Raw genomic sequence first — 16,762 nt, forward strand, 5'->3', positions numbered from 1 at the left:
GGGTCTCGCGACGGGGCGGATCGGTGCTCCGGCACGGATCGCGATGGCGAGAGTGTCGTCCTGGATACGCGATCCAAGACGACACTCTAAGGTTTTGTTCTTGCATCGTCTTTTCCCGAAAGCCGGTGGCCGCCTTTCGCAACGATGCTCTATTGGCTGATGACGAGCCGCCCCGAGATCGGGCCGACCCCCTTCGGAAGCGGGACGCTCGAACGGTTGTAGTCCGCGTTGAGGTAGAGGTTCGGGCCCTCGTAGAGATTGATCTGCTGGGCCACGACGACCGTATAGGCGGAGAGATCCGCCACGGGCCGCTGTGAATCGATCACGAGGCGGCCGGCCGGCAGGTAGATGGTCCCGAGCATGGTGCGGGTGTTGTCGCTGATGATGCGGTAGGTCCGCATCGGCTTGCTTGCGTTGAGCGGCAGGGGCGTCGGCGTGACGATGTCGCCAAGAAGCGTATCGACGTTCAGCACCGGATCGGTCGGCAGGGCGACGGAGGGATCCTCCGCCATCAGCAGGCCCGCCATCGCACCCGTCGTCGGCGCTGTCAGGTCCACGGTCGTCCTCTTGTCGAAGAGAAGGCCGCTGTTGTTTCCGACGAAGTAGAAGCCGACATCCTTGCCCGTCATCGTCGCCCTCTTGTCGACGATGAGCGGGCCGTCCTTCATGACGTAGATGCCTGGCCGCAGCGTGACGACGGCATTCTTCGTGATGTGCAAGCCGCCGCAATAGGTGCCGGGATCGAGGGTGAACGGCGTCGCGATGACGTTGTTGCCCTTGCTCTTGCCGGTCAGCAGATCGGCAAGGCGGAGGATCTCGGGCAGGTTCACGCAGTTCCCGACCGGCGGGGCCGGCCGGTTGCGGAGCGGGTCCTCGATGACGGGACAGCTCGTCTGCGGGCTGGGCGTGAAGTTCGCCCGGTCGTCCTTGAAGCCCCCCGCGGAGCAGATCGTCTGCGCTCGGGCGAGCGCGCCGTCGCGACCGACCATCCCCGAGCGGCTGACGGAGTTCGAGTAGAGGGCGCAATCGTAGGCCGTGACCTGCGCGTTGCGCTCCAGGTTGAACGCACCCGCCGCCGCGGGATCGAGCGCCAGCATGCACAGGCGCATCCGCCCCACGACGCTCGCCCGGGCGCGGGCCGAGATCGGGATCGAGGCCATGCCGACGAAGGCCCCGAACGTGAGCTTGATGACCTGTTCGGCGCGCGCCTCGACGCTCGTCTTGTCGGAGGCGACGGTGACTTGGATGGAGACCGGGGCGTCGGCGCCGGCTTTCGCCTCGGCCTGGATCGTCTGGGTCGTCAGGCCGACGATGGACTCGCTGCTCGACACGACCAGCTTGAGGGCGTTGCCGCCGGCCAGCACGCCGGCATCGACCGCGCTTTGCAGATTGGTGCGCGCGGAGGCAAACCGTGCGTAATCGATCGCCCCTCCGACCAGGCCGATCAGGGTGGAGCCCGCCAGCGCGAAGATCACCGCGACCGAGCCGTCATTCTGCCGGCACAGGCGCGCGAAGGGCTGCCTCCACCGAATCGTGCGCGTCGACCCTCCGTTTACGTCTCGCGCCACCATCGTGACTGTTGACCTGTTGCTGGCTGCGTCCCTGTCCGAAGGGATAATTCTCCCGCGTTAATAGGGTCTATTGCGCAAGGACGGAGCAGTGTGCGTACGGTTTACGCACCCTTCACGACGAGAAGCCTCTCCTTCAGCGTCACGGAAGGAGGGATGGGCCGATCGGCCGAGCAACGCGATCGAATGATGCGGTCCGGATCAAGGCGGACATGGCTTTCCACCCGGCAAGACAACTTCAGCCTGTCCATTGGTTGCGATCCCCTCGCGCACCGGCCAGGCGGCCTTGCCCGTGAAGGTCAGGGTGTTGAGAACCGGAAAGAAGGAAAACAGCGGCCGGTAGGACAGCCGCGTTTCGGCCATGACGAAGCGGTCGCCTTTCGACGCCGTCCCCGCCGGCGGCGGCCCGATATCCGAGCCGACGATGCGCGCCTTGTCCCCCGATTGGACGCTGGAGCAGACCCTGGCCACGAAGTCGTTGCCCACCTGATAGACCCCGCCCGCGGTCAGCACGATGCCAGCGCCGGCCAAGCTGTAGGGGGCGGCCACGACCTGAGCGGCCGCGAACACGTCGTTGATGTCAGCGTAATCGTTCTTGGAGGCCAGGTCGGCCATCGCGATCGTGGCCTGGGCCAGACGGTTATTGGTCGCGATCGCCCGTGGAATCTCGATCGCTGCAATGAACAGGATCACGAGGATCGGCGCGATGAAGGCAAATTCGATGGCGCTCACACCGCCTTCGGCCCGACCGAACGCATGCAGGGTCGCCGCCGCACGCCGTCCTGTCCAGAGCTGCCTCCGCGGCTTCATGCACACGGCTTGTCCGCATAATCCTCCGTGCGGAAGACAGCCGTCGCCGTGAGGAGTTGCTTGCCGCCGGGCATGCGCTGACCGGTGAAGTCGAGAAAGCTGAAGGGCCGCAAGATCGGCACGGCGGCACGCAGGACGTGGATGCCGCCGCCCGACGGGCAGGTGAACTGCGTACCGAACCCGGCGGCCCAGTCGCCGCGGGCGACATCGTAGGCCGGCGCGATCTGCTTGATGGCGAAGGTGGCGGTGCGCACGAGATCGACCCGCATTTCATCGCATTGGTAGAGCCGGATGCCGGTGCCGCAGAGCAAACCACGCAGGGACTGCGCCGGGTCGGCGCCGGTCGCTTCTTCTTGGAACGTCCCCGTGCGGAGGAGGCGTGCCGCCCGCTGAACCGAGAGATCGAATTGCTGCTGGGCGAACACGAAGAGCGAAGCCTCCGCGATCACCATCATCAGGACGAAGAGCGGCAAGATCACGAGCGAGAGCTCGACCGCAGCGATCCCACCCACGTCGGTGATGAACCGCGACCTCAATGTGTCCGGCGCTTGGTGGGTTCGATTGTGCGGGGCAGGGCGGGAGGGTTTCAATCACTTCGTCTTCGCTGACGCCGCCTCTGTACAGCCCCGACACCGTCGTGAAACTTCTGGGCAGAGGTTACGCTCGTCCGACAATGATAGGACGGGACGCGTTTACGCTCGGTGAATACGGGCAGGAGGATTGCGCAAACCACTGCGACGTCAGACACGCTAAGAGGTCATTCCGCTTGAGGCGTTACCGGAGCGGGTCAAGGCGGAACCAGCCCACCGTCAGAATGCCCGTCAAACGGCCTGAGGAGCCTGTCAGCCGCGTGAGGGCGCGCGGTCTCGCAGTTGCGCACCCTCACTCCGCCCGGAGCGGCGGATCAGGGCGTGATCGCGACCTTCAAGACGCCGTCGCGCTGGTGCGCGAAGAGGTCGTAGGCCTCCTCGATCGCCTCCAGCCTGAACCGGTGCGTGACGAGCGCGCGGGCATCGATGCGGCCGGAGGCGACGACCGACATCAGGCGGCGCATGCGCTCCTTCCCGCCGGGGCAGAGCGTGGTGACGATGGTGTGGTTGCCGAGCCCCGCCACGAAGGGGCCGAGCGGGATGCGCAGATCCTCCGAATAGACGCCGAGGGAGGCGAGCGTTCCGCCCGGGCGCAGCACGCGCAGGGCGGCCTCGAAGGTCGATTGCCGCCCCAGCGCCTCGATCGCCACATCGACGCCCCGGCCGTCGGTGATCCGCAGGATCGCATCGACCGGATCTTCCTTGGAGAAATCCACGATCTCGTCCGCGCCCATGCTGCGGGCGACCTGCTGGCGCTCGGGCACGCATTCCACGGCGATGATCCGCGTGGCCCCCATCAGCCGCGCCCCGGCCGTGGCGCAGAGGCCGATCGGCCCCTGGGCGAAGACCGCGACCGTGTCACCGATCCGCACGCCCCCGCTCTCCGCCCCGGAGAAGCCCGTCGACATGATGTCGGGACACATGAGAACCTGCTCGTCGCTCAGATCGTCCGGAACGGGGGCGAGGTTCGTCATGGCGTCGGGCACGAGGAGGTATTCGGCCTGGGAACCGTCGATGGTGTTGCCGAAGCGCCAGCCGCCCATGGGCTTGAAGCCGTACTTCGTGTCCGGACCGTCCTGCGAGAGGCAGCCGCAGAGGCAGGCGGCGCTGTGCCCGGACGGCGTGATCGCGCCGGCCACCACCCGCTGCCCCTCCTGGAACCCCCGGACCGCGCTGCCGAGCCGCTCGATGATCCCGACCGGCTCGTGGCCGATCGTCAGGCCGCGCGCGACCGGATACTCGCCCTTGAGGATGTGGATGTCGGTGCCGCAGATCGTGGTGGTGGTGATGCGGATGAGGGCATCGAGCGGCCCGACCTCGGGGACCGGCTTCTCATCCAGCACGATGCGCCCCGGCTCGACGAAGATCGCCGCCTTCATGCGCGCCGCGCGGGCTCGGTTGCGCTCGGTGATACGGGTTTCGGCCTGACCGTTCATGCCCTGTCTCCATTCAGGGCCCCCCGAACCTCAACTCGCGAGACGACGGAAAGTTGTTCGATCGTCTTCGCGCCACGGTTGATTGTGCGCGCCGGCAATTCCTTCGCCCGTCTGCCGGCCTCCGGCAGTCGATGCAGGGTGCCGGATCGACCCGGTGCGGATCATCGCCCGCGCGCTGTCGGATTCGGGCGCTGCTGCGCGTGTTGGCAAAGACGTTCGGCGCAAGAAGGAGTATGGTGGGCCCGGCAGGACTCGAACCTGCAACCAGACCGTTATGAGCGCGCTACTTCTATGGGAAAGCGGTGGGTTTTCAGGGGTTTCGGGCCTTGTTTGTGGGCGTTTTTGAGCCCCCGGCGAGCCGGTTTCGTTGGCGAAACGTTGGTCGCGCTCTCGCCGTGCTGTCGAGCCCACGCTAACCTGCGGCATGGCTGATCCGAACCCCACCATCGGCGAAAGTTATCGACCGCCGTCGATGACCGACAATGGGCGCTCCGCTGCCATGGTTCGAACTTGGTTACGGCCTCGTCGCTTGGCCTCGTAGAGGGCTGCATCCGCTGCTGCGATCAGGGTAACCGGGCTGCAGTTCCGAATTGTCGAGGTCACAGCGACCCCACAGCTCACCGTAACTAGGCCATGTGGGTTGCTGGCATGGGGCACCGCCTGCACGAGCACCGCTTGCCGGATGCGGTTAGCTACCGCTTCAGCACTCGGCTCCTCGGTATCCGGCAGGATGACCGCGAACTCTTCGCCGCCAATGCGGTAAGCCGTGTCCGAGTAAGCGTGGATTGAACCTTGGGCCGAGCGAGCGATCAGCCTCAGCGCTTCGTCACCCTGCTGATGCCCATAGCGGTCGTTAAAGCCTTTGAAGTGATCCGCGTCCAAGATCAGCAGTGACAAGGCCTTGCCGGTGCGTGTCGCCCGCAGACACTCCCGCTCCAAGACCTCGTCGAACCGACGTCGGTTGCCGAGCCCCGTGAGCGCGTCCGTACTGGCCAGCTGCTGCAGCTCGGCATTCAGCGCGGCAGTTGCGCGCTGCGCAGCCTTGCGTCGGGTCAATTCGCGCCGGAACAGTGTCGTCAGCACGACGGTGGTGGTGCACAGGCTCAAAACCACAGCGGCGAGCACCAACGCCTTCTGCCACCAAGCTGCGTAGATATCCTCGGCTGTGAGGGCGATACTCAGTTGCAGCGGCAACTCGCCAACCTGCGCGACTGCGAAGGTGCGTGCGCCCTCGCCGATCATGGCCGGGCCTGTAAATACGCCCTGCCGGGTTTGCAGCATGCGCTGGTAGCTATCAGTCGCCGAGACGCTGCGCCCAACCAGTTGCTCGTCGAAGGGCTCACGCATGACGATGGTGCCGCCGGGCCCATACAGCGTTACCGTTCCAGCGTGATCCGGATCGATGGCCGCAAACAGCTGGCGGAAGTAGTCAAGATAGATTGAGCCGAGCACCACGCCGGCGAAGGAGCCGTCTGGATTGGACAGGCGGCGGCTGATGATCAGCGCCCAGCGGCCAGTGAGGCGTGACACAATCGGTGCGCTGACGTGAAGGCCCAGGTCCTTGTGGGTGGCATGATACTGGAAGTACTCTCGGTCCGCGTAGCTTAGCGGCTCGGGGTTGAGGGACTTCGAGCTGATGATCAGTGTACCGGAGCGGTCGAACACGAGCGTGTGGCCGAAGTTCTCAGCGTTTGCGGCTCGGTCGAATAGGATGAGCTGGCGCGTCTCCGGATCGGCGTTCCTGACGGCTGGCAGGCGCCAGCCGTCGACGATCGCGCGCAGAGAGAGGTCGTACATACCGATGTTGCGGGCAATATCGCGGCTGAGCACCTGCACCAGGCTCTGCGCCGCCGCGGTCGCGCGGCGCTCGGCATCACGGCGCATATCCCAAAGCATAAAAGCTGAGACGGCGCAGAGACCGACAACACACAGGAGGTTCAGCGCGGCCAGCAGCCATGGCGAACGTGTCCACCATAGATGCCGCCGAAAACCTGACCGGCTCACCATGCTCAGCGCCTCCCTGGTGCAATTTGCTGCGAGTGGCTGAGAGACAGATTAAGCTGCGCGACTTGGGCTGTAGATATTTCTGATAAATTGGTAAATTTCTGACTTCGATACTACGAAAGCACCCTTATTTGTTCAATCACGATGCTGAACAAGATTTCACCTATTTTGCCGGGCACGTGGAGACGAGGACAGGATCTGCTTGGCCGCCGTCATGAAGGCCGACCCGTTCGCTACCCCGGGTCTCCACGATAAAGCGCGCTAGGCCGATGCAGAGCGGAACGCTGCCCACCTCGATCCTGCTGGCACAGGTATAGAAGGCTTGCGCGAACAGGACGCCGAGCCCTTTGGCGGTCTTTGAACGTCCGCTAAGAGATGTCTAAGAGGATCAGCCGAGAGGCACGAGACAACACGAGATGGGAACGTACCGGCTGCATCGCGGGTGGCGTGAGCCTAATGGGCTTGTGACGGATCACGCCACGTCCGGTCAGACAATCACTGCACCGAGTGCCTATGACGCGGTGGCTGTTGCCCTTGCTGACGGCGACTTTCTGATCACCGACGACACCAACCTCGCCTGGCTTACGGACGATCAGGGCGCCATGGTTTGGTCCCTGAGGCTGGACGATGAAGACGTGGTTCCGAGAGCATGACGCGCCGAGTTGCTTCGCGCACGCTCAGCGCGATCGTACCGGCTCGGGCGCAGAAGGCTTAAAGCCCAAGGACGCCAGTCGCCGAACTGCCCGCACCGCGCTAACCTGCCCCCATGCCCGACAGCGCACCAGACCACACCATGGAGCCCAACGGCGAGGAAGGCTTCGTCGTGAAGGTCGGCAGAGAGGTGGCTGGTTACGTGACCCCGGATGCCGATAGCCCCGGCCTGTGGGTCACGGAGGATCAGGACCGGCAGCTCCTGGGGCGGGTTTACGATCCGGAGAAGGGTGTGTTCGGTCCCGGCATGTGGTGTGACGGATCGAGCCTGAAGCGTTCGGGCTCTTTCGTCCAGGTCTGGCAGATGAACTCATAAGGTGTGAGGCCGCGCAGGGTCTTGAGTCGGCGGCCGTAGTTGTAGGCATCCACGAACAGCTGCAGGTGCATCCGGAGCTCGTCGTGGCTGGCGTAATGGTAGCGCTTGACCGTGGCGTCCTTGATGGTGCGGTTCATCCGCTCGACTTGGCCATTCGTCCACGGGCAGCGCGGCTTGGTCAGGCGATGCTCGATCTTGGTCTGCTCGCAGGCCCACTCGAACGAGTGCCAGCGGTAGATGCGTGGCTCGTCGCGTTCGGCCCAATAAGCTGCCGCCTTAGCCTCGGCCTCCTCGTCCACCGGATGGTTGTCGGTGAACTGGATGCCATTATCCGTCAGTACCGTGTGGATCGTGTACGGCACGGCGGCGACCAGATCGTGTAGAAAGGCTGCCGCGATCCGTTGAGTTGCTCGTCCGTGCAGTTGAACGAATGCGAACTTGCTCGTGCGATCGATGGCCACGAACAGGTGCAGCTTGCCCTGTTCCGTGCTGACCTGTGCGATGTCGATGTGAAAGTAGCCGATCGGGTAGGCCTTGAAGCGCGACCGCTTCGGCTTGTCGCCGTCCACATCCGGCAGGCGGCTGATGCCGTGACGCTGCAGGCAGCGGTGGAGTGACGAGCGGGTCAGATGCGGCAGGCTCGGCTGCAGCGCGTAGAGGCAGTCGTCGAGCGGCAGCAGGGTGTGCCGCCGGAAGGCGACGATGACCGCCTCGTCCTCCAGGCTGAGCACGCTGGAGCGGGGCTCCTTCGGCCCCATCCGTGCATCCGTGCTGGTCTGGCGTGAGCGCCACTTCTGCACCGTCGTGGGGCTGATGCCGTAGCGCTTGGCAGCGGCCCTCACGCTCTCTTGACGAGCTTGGATTGCCCGACGGACCGTCTCAGTCGTCGTGGCGCTGCCGTGGAGAACTTGTCCCATAGCGCGTCCCTCCATGCGGCATCAGTTGTATCACCACACAACGGGACCGAACATCTAGCCCAGGCTCTAAAGTGCCGTCCGCGCGAGTGCTGAAGCTAGCGCTAGCGGAATACCGCTTGGACCTTCGAATTTGGTTGCTTTAATGTTGGAGCAGGAACCGGCCACATCGGCTACGTGCGGAGCCGCCAACCGGGTATTGTGGAGATAATCTTGGAACAGGCAGCTCAGATAAAGCTTCACATTGGTTGCGGTGACAAAAAGAGGAGCGGATTTACGAACATTGACGTTAGAGAGACATCAGCTACAGATATGGTGTCCGAGGCATGGGATTTGCGCGCATTTGACGATGGGATTGTTGATGAAATCTATAGTCGCCATATGATTGAACATCTACATCCTAAAAACGTGCGAATGGCATTGAGCGAATGGTACAGAGTTCTGAAGCCTCGCGGAGTGCTGCACATTATATGCCCCGATCTTGAATTTCACTGCAAGCAGTACCTTGGTCTTATTGATAGCTGCTTCCATAACCAGAGAGAACATGCTCTGGCCAGTATTTACGGGTGGAGATCTGGAGCATTCGGTGGAGAAGAATTTGACCTGCATCGATGGGGCTATGATCTAGAGGATCTGTCTAATCTGATGGGCCAGTCAGGGTTTGCGCTCACGGAAAGGGTTCGCGAAGGTGAAGACTCAGAGCCATGGCACCTCAATGCAAAATATATCAGGATCTAACGTAATATCCACACAAATCTGTTTAGAGCAATTCTATAATGACGTGCAATCGCTAAGGGGCTCATTTGCAGGTCCACACTGTGCTTCTTGTGCCCGCTTGATACCGGGAGAATGATCACGGTCTGGATCATATCCTGCTTATTGTTGGTCCTCGTGTTCACCTAACTGCAGACGAGAAGCGAAGGGACCCGCCCCTTCGCTCTCAGTCGGAGCCAGGAGGGACCCGTCCGCTCGTAGGCCGAGCAGCGCAGATGTAGTAATTAATACGGCCCAGGCCGTTAGGAGGACCAATACGGTATCGCCCGCGTCTTCAGCCTGATGACAGAACGCCCCTTCCGTAACGACAGAGACAAGACGCTGGCGTAGATCGACGGACAAAGGTGAAGGCATCAGTATCCTCCTTCGCCTTTCAACGTTCCAACTCCCGAGCCGCCCCAACCCGCTCGGGCACGGCTCTAGCGGCACCGTGTCCCGCGAATGTCTCCATCGGGTCTAGAACCGACCCATTAGGCGTGCGCGACCGGCAGCTCGTCCACCTGAGTCGTGTAGCGCGGCGTGCGCATCTCGAACTTCGTTGTCCATGTGCGCCGCTGCTGCGTCAGTCCGGCCCGCGCCGGCACCACGCTGCCGCGGCCGAAACGGGCGTTGCAGGCGTCCAGCGCACCCATGAGCCGCGTGGAGCGCTCGCGGTCGAGCCGGCCGATCAGCGCACGCTGCGAGGCCGCCAGTGGCACGAGATCGACTGTCACTACGCCTGCCTTCGAGTAGCGCCAGGGCGGGCTGCCCTGCTCGCGCCAGGTGCGGGCGACGCCGTGCAGCGCCGCGGGAATCAGCGCTAGCGTATCGTTGGTCGCCTCCGGCAGGGTCACCACCGTTGAGACCGAGCGCATCGGCTCGCCGCGGTCGTGCTCGCTCGTGTGGTAGAAGACCGTGATGTGGTCGGTGCCGAGGCCTTCCCGCCGCAGCTTCTCACCGAGCCGCGTGGCGTGGGCGGCAACTGCCTGCTCCAGTTCGGCCCGTTCCGTCACCCGGCCGGAAAACGAGCGCGTCACGGCGCAGCCCTTGCGCCGGGCCGGCACGAGTTCGAGCCCGAGGCAGGACACACCGCGCAGCTCGTGGATCATCCGCTCGCCGACAACCGTCAGCGCCTTGCGCACTGGGCGCGGATCGATGTCCCGCAGGTCCGCCACCGTATCGATGCCTAGCGCCTCGAGTTTCGGCAGCGAGGCACGGCCAACGCCCCACAGCTCGCCAACATGGATGCGGCAGAGCCAGTGCTCGTAGGCGACCGGCTCGGTCAGGTCGCACACGCCATCGAGTTCGGGCACCGTCTTGGCGATGTGGTTGGCGAGTTTGGCCAGCGTCTTGGTTGGGCCGATGCCGACGCAGGTTGGGATGCCGGTCCAGGCCCGCACGGTAGCGCGGATGTCCCGAGCCAGGGCGACGCGGTCGCGGCGCACGAAGGCGGTCAGGTCGAGGAAGCTCTCGTCGATCGAGTAGACCTCTATGTCGGGCGTGGCGTCGCGGTAGATCGCGTTGATGCGCGCCGACATGTCTCCGTAGAGGGTGTAATTCGACGAGAACACGCGCACGCCCTGTGCCTCGCAGAGGCCGCGGATCTTGAAGTAGGGGTCGCCCATCTTGATCCCGAGCGCCTTGGCCTCGGGCGTGCGGGCAATGGCGCAGCCATCGTTATTGCTCAGCACGATCACCGGCACGCGGGCGAGCTTGGCGTCGAAGACCCTTTCGCAGGAGCAGTAGAAGCTGTTGCCATCGATCAGCGCCAGGGCGCGGCCACCGCCGATTCGATCGCGTAAGCGCGCCTCGGCGCCACTCATCGGCCTTGGCCAGCGCGGGCGACATGCCAGCGGATGGTGAAGCGCACCACGCCCCAGACTTCGACCTCGGTCAGCTCCTCCAGGGCGTAGACGGGCAGGTCGGCATTGTCGAAGGAGAGGTGCGCCCTGTTGCCCTCGACGACCATGCGCTTGATCGACATCTCGCCGTCGACGGCCGCCACGACGACGCTGCCGTGCGCAGGCTTGAGGCTGCGATCGACGCAAGCGAGATCGCCGTCGAAGATCCCGGCATCACGCATCGAATCGCCGGAAATGCGCCAGAGGAAGGTGGCCGATGGGTTCGGCACGAGCCAGCGCGGCAGCTCGAGGGCGTTTTCGACGAAGTCGTCGGCCGGCGAGGGGAAGCCCGCGCACAGCGACGGACCCATCACAGGCACGCGCACGGTCGAGGCGCCGTCTGGGATCAGTTCCTCGATGCGGTAGAGCCCGGCGGCGCTCATGCCTTACCAGCCGTGCCACGCACGTAGCCGTGGGAAACTTGACGCCGCACCGCCTCCGTTTGCTGCTTGGCAGTCGTGAGGTCGGCCAGGGCATCAGCGATGGCCGCGATGAGGGCAGCCCGGTCATCGCCGCGATGCGCGCTCCTGTAAGCCTCCGCGATCTCCTCAGCCTCAGCACGTCGCGCATCTGCCGCAGCCGGCAGATCATCGTGCAACATCGTCCGACGCCCGACGACAGCGTGCATCTCAGCTCCAAATCCACTAGAACACAACGGGAACAAACCAGACGGGCAGGCTGGGTTCAACGCAGATCGGCAGAGCGCCAAAAAGGCATGGGGAGCGCTGTGGACGCGGAGCGAAAAAGGCAGTGACCGTCAAGCGTTACCACTTCCACTGCGTTGGCAGGGGCGGTGATGCCGTCTTCGATCTGACCGGCCGATGGGTGCCGCGACCGCGTGCGCTTGGACCGCAAGCTGACCGGATTGCGCAGGCACTCATGAATGGTGCGCCCGGTACGGACTGGACGGACTGGCTAGTCGATGTTCACGATGCCCGTGGCCGGCGGGTGCTGGTGCGTGCGTTCGCGGACGTGCGTGCAGGTGGGTGAATCTCTCAGGGAAGACGCGATGGAGGAGAAGCCCGAGCAGCCAGACGACGCCGTCGGGGTGAGGGTTGCAATCGGAGGCGTGCTCATCTGCCTGCTGATTTACGGCTGCTGGCAGTCCGTCGCTTGGTTCGCAGCCTCCTTCCCTAGAGACTTCCGGTAGGACTGGCCTTCTCGGCTTCGCCCGCGGTCTCGGCCTGGACGAGGCGACCCTGCGGGAAATCTACGAGGCTGTCGGGCGCGATGCCATGGCGACAGGCGCCAGCGACGACGAGCGCAAGGCCGAGGTGCGGAAGCGGATGCTCGCGGCGGCGCATGGGGCTTGAAACGAAAAATCCTGATATGATGCAGCAACCTCACCCAAAAGCGTTGAGGTAATGGGCTGGTTTCGGCACACCGGCCGGTGACGTCGTTGGAACATTCTTCCCCTTTCCGACGCGGCGTCCAGCTCGCTCTTCCGGAAAGGGTTTTCGCGTGCGCGCGCTTGAGGGGGCCTCGCGCCACTGTCGCTAGCATAATCCCCCATTCTTGACGGATGACTGACAGGGCGCCCGTTTTCCGCCAGCGCCTCGACTCGCGTCAAAACGGGAACTCGGTTTCCGAGTCCATTAACGACTCGATAACCACACCCAGACTGCAGGATCGACAAAAAAACTCGGGAATGGGAGCCTGACCCTTGTCGGCTGCAGTCTGGACGCCTATCTCAGACTCGCCCTCGGGAGTCTTGGGGATTGGGGGCGGGTGTATCGATGGCAGACGTAGGGGATTTTATCCGGCAGCGCTGGCCGACAGTTCAGCTGAGGATCAGCCGCCTCAACGAGCGGAAGCGCGCGCTTGAAGCTCAGTTGGCGGAGGTCGAAGCAGAACTGGAGGAGGCCGGCACAGAGTTTGAAGCCCTGCAGAACGCCGCCAATACACTGAAATTGAACACGACCCTACTCGCCGGGCCAGGGAATGATACTCAGGAGCCGTTCTTTCGATTTTATAGCTTCGGAGATGTTTCGATCAAGCAGGCGGTGAGATTAACCTTGGACGCCAATCGCAACGGGGTCAGCTCCCACGACCTGCATGCGATGATCAACCGTCGCTATTTCGAGGACAAACTGCAAAGGACGAGCTTTAGCCCCCAGCTAAGTCGTCTTAAGCAGGACGGAGAAGTCATAGATCAGGGATACGGTTGGATTTTGACCGACAAAGGTCGCGCCGTGATGGCCGAAGGCAAAATCCTGCCTTACACAAACTCAGTCTTCGACTAAATCAGTTTGGTGAGGATGAATAAATTGTACGCGTGCTCTCCGGCATAGGTTCGAGCCGGGAGAGAAGCTAGTCGAGCCGGCTTACCCCTTGTGGCGAGGGGTAGCCAGCCCGGCCAGGACCACACATCGCGAACGCTTTCCGCCTCGGAAAGCCCCAACGTTGCACGGCGTCACGCCCTCTTATGTGCATCTCTTGGGGCAACTTTCAAGGCGGACGGCACCCTCAGACCCTTCAAGGTAAAGGTACCGTCATGGCTGAATACCCCTGCGGGCGCATGCGCGCTCGCCACATCCTCTACGCGGTCAAGATCCTCGGCTGGAGCCAGGAGCACGCCTCGATGCACTTCAAGGTGAACGCCGGCACGGTCAGCAAGATCGTCCGCGGCAAGCGCTACCGTGGCATCACTCCGCTGCCTTTCTAGCCGCTGCCGAGCCGGCGTCGCCCCTGACGGCGATGCCGGCCGGTTCGGTCGTGAAATCCACCCCACTTTCTTCGAACGCACGGCGCCAAGCAGGAGAGAGAAATGAAGAAGGGTGATAGAGTTGAGGTCCGTTTTTTGGCGGATCCCGGCAAACAGATCGTTGGGATCCAGCTCGGTTGGATCTCACATATTGGAGTTACGAGGATCGAAGTTGAAATTCCCGCGCTGAGCGGAGCTATAACGCTCAGCGTAGAACGAAGCTGGCTGATGCCAAATGGACCTGACCAATGGATCCTTGAGCAACTTTCCGTAAAGGTGCCCTAGACGCCCACCTGCCCCAAAGGCCAGAAGCGCCCGCGACGCCGTCTGATAAGCCGACCGAGTTGATGATCTTGACGGGGGCGGTCTGACGGCCTGAAACGAGAAAACCCCGCCGCGGCTGAGCCGGGCGGGGCAAGTTGGGATGAGGGCAGCGCCCTGCTTTGGCTGTGGCTAGGCCGTCAGCCGTATGACGTTGTCGGACACCTCAAATGCTTCGGCGTGGCGGGTATCTGCGGGCTCAATCCAGCGCTCCGAGGCAGTCGGATTGAATGCTACGGAGAGAAAGACATCCCCGGAAGCATCCGCCCAGAGGTCGCGCGGCAGCCGTGCGCATCCCGTCGTCCAGCGCCAGGACCACTGGTCCTTGGACTCGACCGCATGAAACCCGTCTGCAAGCCGCTCGTCGGAAGGCGCAATCTCGCTATTCAGGAATAGGCCGTCGCTTATCCGAATGCTCGACACAGCGATGCTCAAGCGGCGATCATCCTTGTCGCGTCCCCAGGAGGGCCGGAACGACGCCGACATCAGCCGCACATCTTCAGCCTCGGCGGGAACGAGAAAACGGACAAGCCCATCGACGCAGACCGGCTCGGCCCGGACACCATCGATCGTCAAGTGGATGTCCATGTCGCTGGATTTACGCCAGCCGAGCAGCTCGGCGCGATCGGACAGACGCTCACGAACCACATCGACCAGGGCCCCGTCTGCGAAGAAGGGTCGGCAGCGGCCCGCGGAGGCGCCCCCAACCGATGGCGCCATGGCACGCTCGTGGAAGAAGGAGCGATCGTTAGCATCGAGATAGCTCTCGGCCGGGAGGTTCTCGGCCAGCAGGATGTCGTGGCTGTCGAGCTCCACGTGCCAGTAAGTGACACTCTCAACGGATGCCTGCTGCACGGTCGCACCATTGACGAGGCTCAGAGCAGGGATCAGCACCTCGCCGAGCACGTCAACGCAGATGGGGTGGCCCGGTGAAACAAAGAGGTCGCGCGCTGGGCGTCCGGGAGCAAAAGCGTCCTTGGCGATTTTAATGGGCTGAGCTGCAGCTTGATTGGCGTGTCGACGTAGGTCGAGCGTGCGATGGCCGATCCAGATGATGGGGCGGAGCGCGCCGGAGGCGGTTACTGCCTGATCGCCGACTTGAAGGCTCTCGACAGCCACCTCACCGCGGGCAGTGCGGATCTGCGTTCCGGTCGCGAAGCAAACAGGTGTGTAATCACCCAGGGTTGTTTCAGAAAATGTCTCAGTGGCTCCCACTGCAAGCTGCGTGTTTGAAGCGAGGAATGCGATGCCAGTTCCGTCGGCGTTTTGAGTGAAAACGATCTGATTTGGACTATCTAGATTAGATGCATAGGCCGTGAACTGATCCACTCCGTTGGATGATGTGAATACGACAGGATCTCCGACAGCGCTGACGGTCCCATTGATGCTATACGGCTGCGGATTGTTTTCATCGTTCTCGAAAATGCCGCTCTGAATGCCATCATTGTCTTGAGACAAGAAGTTAATGGCGTAACTCTGATTATCGAAAACGATCGGAAGTGCCATGGCTGCCTCCACTTTCCGCTATCGCGTTTATGACCCATCATCTGGCGGGCTAGGCACGTCTTCGTGCGATCCGCCTAGGAAAGCTTGTTCAATGGCGACTGCGATCAAACAACATATGAGGGGCGAATTCCGGCAATTGATCAAAATGCGGGTGATTTGGTCCGGGATGTGGCGTTATTGCAACGTGTTCACGTGAAGAGATGTACCCCTGATTTGTTATTCGATGATATTCTGAGGTACTGATTGTGGGATAATTATCAACATGGCCATGTGAAATCCTATATCCTGGTCAAAAAGTCAGTTCAGACGCAGGAACAGGTACGGCGCCAGAACGCGGAAGGGCGCAGAGTATCAAGGGTACTAGCGATCAGCGATCAACGCGGCGCCCCGCCGCTACAGAGGTTGCCTGCGCTCACCGGTCGCCGATCGAGGGCCACGTGCGCTCAATAGCGGCTACCGCGTGAGCGAGTTCCTCGCCTGCTCGGGCGAGATGCGTCGGGTCTCTGGCCCGAACTCGAACTCGTCGAGCCAGGGCTCGGCGTATTGGACCGGAAACATCCACTCCCATGGGTTACACATCCGCACCGTGTAGCTGTAGATCGTGGCCTTGCCGAAGGGCGTCGAGGACGGCGTCGGCACGCTGGCGATGTACTTGTCGCGACCGAGCTTGCCGAAGGCGGCCGGCTTGTCGTCGGTCTGCACGCTCCGTTCCCCGTCCGGCTTGTTGATGATCCGGTACGTGGTCTGCGGGCAGCGCAGGACGCGGTAGTTATCGAGTTCGATCTTCACGTCGTCGCCGGGGCGCACCACGGGCGTCAGCACCTTGCGGCTGAGGAATTGAACCGGATCCTGCTTGTTGGTGATCCAGCCACCGAGGACCGCGCCGCCGCCCGCTACGAGAAGCAGGCCGGCCCAGCTGAGAACGCGTGTGATCATCCGCCAAAGAGCCCCCGGAGAGCGGAGAGAGTGCCCGAGATCATCCCAGGCAGCTTTTGCAAGTTTTCGCCGACGGTCAGGGCTGCACCAAGCCCGACCGTAAAGCACCAGAAGGCGCGTCGGACCCATTTCACCGCCGAACGCACCCAAGAGCCGAGGCTTACGGCGTACTGGATCGCCTCCACGTCCGCCTGATCCAGGCGGAGGAACCACTGCTGCGCGTGCGTACCCGCGTGATAGAATTCCGGCCGATCCGTTTTCGTCCATGGCCCTAGCTCCCCCGACAGGCCCG

General features: G+C 62.9%; 16 protein-coding genes. 5 read left to right on the forward strand and 11 right to left on the reverse strand.

Annotated elements, in window-relative coordinates; genetic code table 11:
* Positions 1–149 precede the first annotated feature (149 nt).
* The 6 genes from MSPGM_RS17600 to MSPGM_RS17625 form a co-directional block, all read right to left on the reverse strand.
* On the reverse strand, positions 150–1,571 hold the full coding sequence (locus tag MSPGM_RS17600) for a TadE/TadG family type IV pilus assembly protein (protein WP_082222810.1): 1,422 nt from the start codon (positions 1,569–1,571) through the stop codon (positions 150–152).
* A gap of 198 nt (positions 1,572–1,769) precedes the next feature.
* The gene (locus tag MSPGM_RS17605) at positions 1,770–2,378 is read right to left on the reverse strand and encodes a TadE/TadG family type IV pilus assembly protein (protein WP_004446725.1); all 609 of its coding nucleotides are present in this window, start codon (positions 2,376–2,378) and stop codon (positions 1,770–1,772) included.
* Positions 2,375–2,914, reverse strand: a complete 540-nt coding sequence (locus tag MSPGM_RS17610; RefSeq protein WP_004446723.1) for a TadE/TadG family type IV pilus assembly protein — start codon at positions 2,912–2,914, stop codon at positions 2,375–2,377. Before MSPGM_RS17610 ends, MSPGM_RS17605 begins: the two co-directional genes overlap by 4 nt.
* A 368-nt stretch (positions 2,915–3,282) precedes the next feature.
* The gene (locus tag MSPGM_RS17615) at positions 3,283–4,404 is read right to left on the reverse strand and encodes an NAD(P)-dependent alcohol dehydrogenase (protein WP_012753348.1); all 1,122 of its coding nucleotides are present in this window, start codon (positions 4,402–4,404) and stop codon (positions 3,283–3,285) included.
* 456 nt (positions 4,405–4,860) lie between these two features.
* The gene (locus MSPGM_RS17620; RefSeq protein WP_261925728.1) at positions 4,861–6,411 is read right to left on the reverse strand and encodes a sensor domain-containing diguanylate cyclase; all 1,551 of its coding nucleotides are present in this window, start codon (positions 6,409–6,411) and stop codon (positions 4,861–4,863) included.
* Between the two features lie 921 nt (positions 6,412–7,332).
* Positions 7,333–8,352, reverse strand: coding sequence for an IS481-like element ISMdi4 family transposase (locus tag MSPGM_RS17625; protein ID WP_261925729.1), 1,020 nt, complete (start codon positions 8,350–8,352; stop codon positions 7,333–7,335).
* 210 nt (positions 8,353–8,562) lie between these two features.
* On the opposite strand from MSPGM_RS17625, the gene MSPGM_RS17630 reads away from it, so the two are divergent.
* Positions 8,563–9,087, forward strand: a complete 525-nt coding sequence (locus MSPGM_RS17630; protein WP_261925730.1) for a class I SAM-dependent methyltransferase — start codon at positions 8,563–8,565, stop codon at positions 9,085–9,087.
* A 506-nt stretch (positions 9,088–9,593) separates the two neighbouring features.
* On the opposite strand, the gene MSPGM_RS17635 is transcribed toward MSPGM_RS17630, so the two are convergent.
* Genes MSPGM_RS17635 through MSPGM_RS17645 form a run of 3 tightly spaced genes read right to left on the reverse strand, consistent with a single transcriptional unit; the run spans position 9,594 to position 11,631 of the window.
* Positions 9,594–10,925 carry a Y-family DNA polymerase gene (locus tag MSPGM_RS17635; protein ID WP_261925731.1) on the reverse strand — a complete coding sequence of 444 codons (1,332 nt, stop codon included), beginning with the start codon at positions 10,923–10,925 and terminating at the stop codon, positions 9,594–9,596.
* Positions 10,922–11,386, reverse strand: coding sequence for a LexA family protein (locus tag MSPGM_RS17640; protein WP_261925732.1), 465 nt, complete (start codon positions 11,384–11,386; stop codon positions 10,922–10,924). The genes MSPGM_RS17635 and MSPGM_RS17640 overlap by 4 nt, the downstream gene beginning before the upstream one ends.
* Positions 11,383–11,631 carry a hypothetical protein gene (locus MSPGM_RS17645; protein WP_261925733.1) on the reverse strand — a complete coding sequence of 83 codons (249 nt, stop codon included), beginning with the start codon at positions 11,629–11,631 and terminating at the stop codon, positions 11,383–11,385. Before MSPGM_RS17645 ends, MSPGM_RS17640 begins: the two co-directional genes overlap by 4 nt.
* Before the next feature lie 122 nt (positions 11,632–11,753).
* On the opposite strand from MSPGM_RS17645, the gene MSPGM_RS25515 reads away from it, so the two are divergent.
* The 4 genes from MSPGM_RS25515 to MSPGM_RS17660 all read left to right on the forward strand — a co-directional run bounded on the left by MSPGM_RS25515 (position 11,754) and on the right by MSPGM_RS17660 (position 13,992).
* Positions 11,754–11,993, forward strand: a complete 240-nt coding sequence (locus tag MSPGM_RS25515) for a DUF6894 family protein (protein WP_410007692.1) — start codon at positions 11,754–11,756, stop codon at positions 11,991–11,993.
* Between the two features lie 746 nt (positions 11,994–12,739).
* On the forward strand, positions 12,740–13,246 hold the full coding sequence (locus MSPGM_RS17650) for a hypothetical protein (protein ID WP_261925734.1): 507 nt from the start codon (positions 12,740–12,742) through the stop codon (positions 13,244–13,246).
* A 275-nt stretch (positions 13,247–13,521) separates the two neighbouring features.
* Positions 13,522–13,668: a hypothetical protein gene (locus tag MSPGM_RS17655; protein ID WP_261925735.1), complete on the forward strand. Its 147-nt coding sequence runs from the start codon at positions 13,522–13,524 to the stop codon at positions 13,666–13,668.
* Between the two features lie 102 nt (positions 13,669–13,770).
* A complete protein-coding gene (locus tag MSPGM_RS17660) occupies positions 13,771–13,992 on the forward strand; it encodes a hypothetical protein (protein ID WP_261925736.1) in 222 nt (73 codons plus the stop codon).
* Positions 13,993–14,160: 168 nt separating this feature from the next.
* Here MSPGM_RS17660 and MSPGM_RS17665 read toward each other — a convergent pair whose 3' ends face one another.
* On the reverse strand, positions 14,161–15,534 hold the full coding sequence (locus MSPGM_RS17665; protein ID WP_261925737.1) for a Hint domain-containing protein: 1,374 nt from the start codon (positions 15,532–15,534) through the stop codon (positions 14,161–14,163).
* A gap of 453 nt (positions 15,535–15,987) precedes the next feature.
* Positions 15,988–16,470, reverse strand: coding sequence for a hypothetical protein (locus tag MSPGM_RS17670; protein WP_261925738.1), 483 nt, complete (start codon positions 16,468–16,470; stop codon positions 15,988–15,990).
* Positions 16,471–16,762 lie beyond the last annotated feature (292 nt).

Origin of the sequence: Methylorubrum sp. GM97 (genome assembly GCF_024347855.1) — a bacterium.
In the GTDB taxonomy this organism is placed as follows: domain Bacteria; phylum Pseudomonadota; class Alphaproteobacteria; order Rhizobiales; family Beijerinckiaceae; genus Methylobacterium; species Methylobacterium extorquens.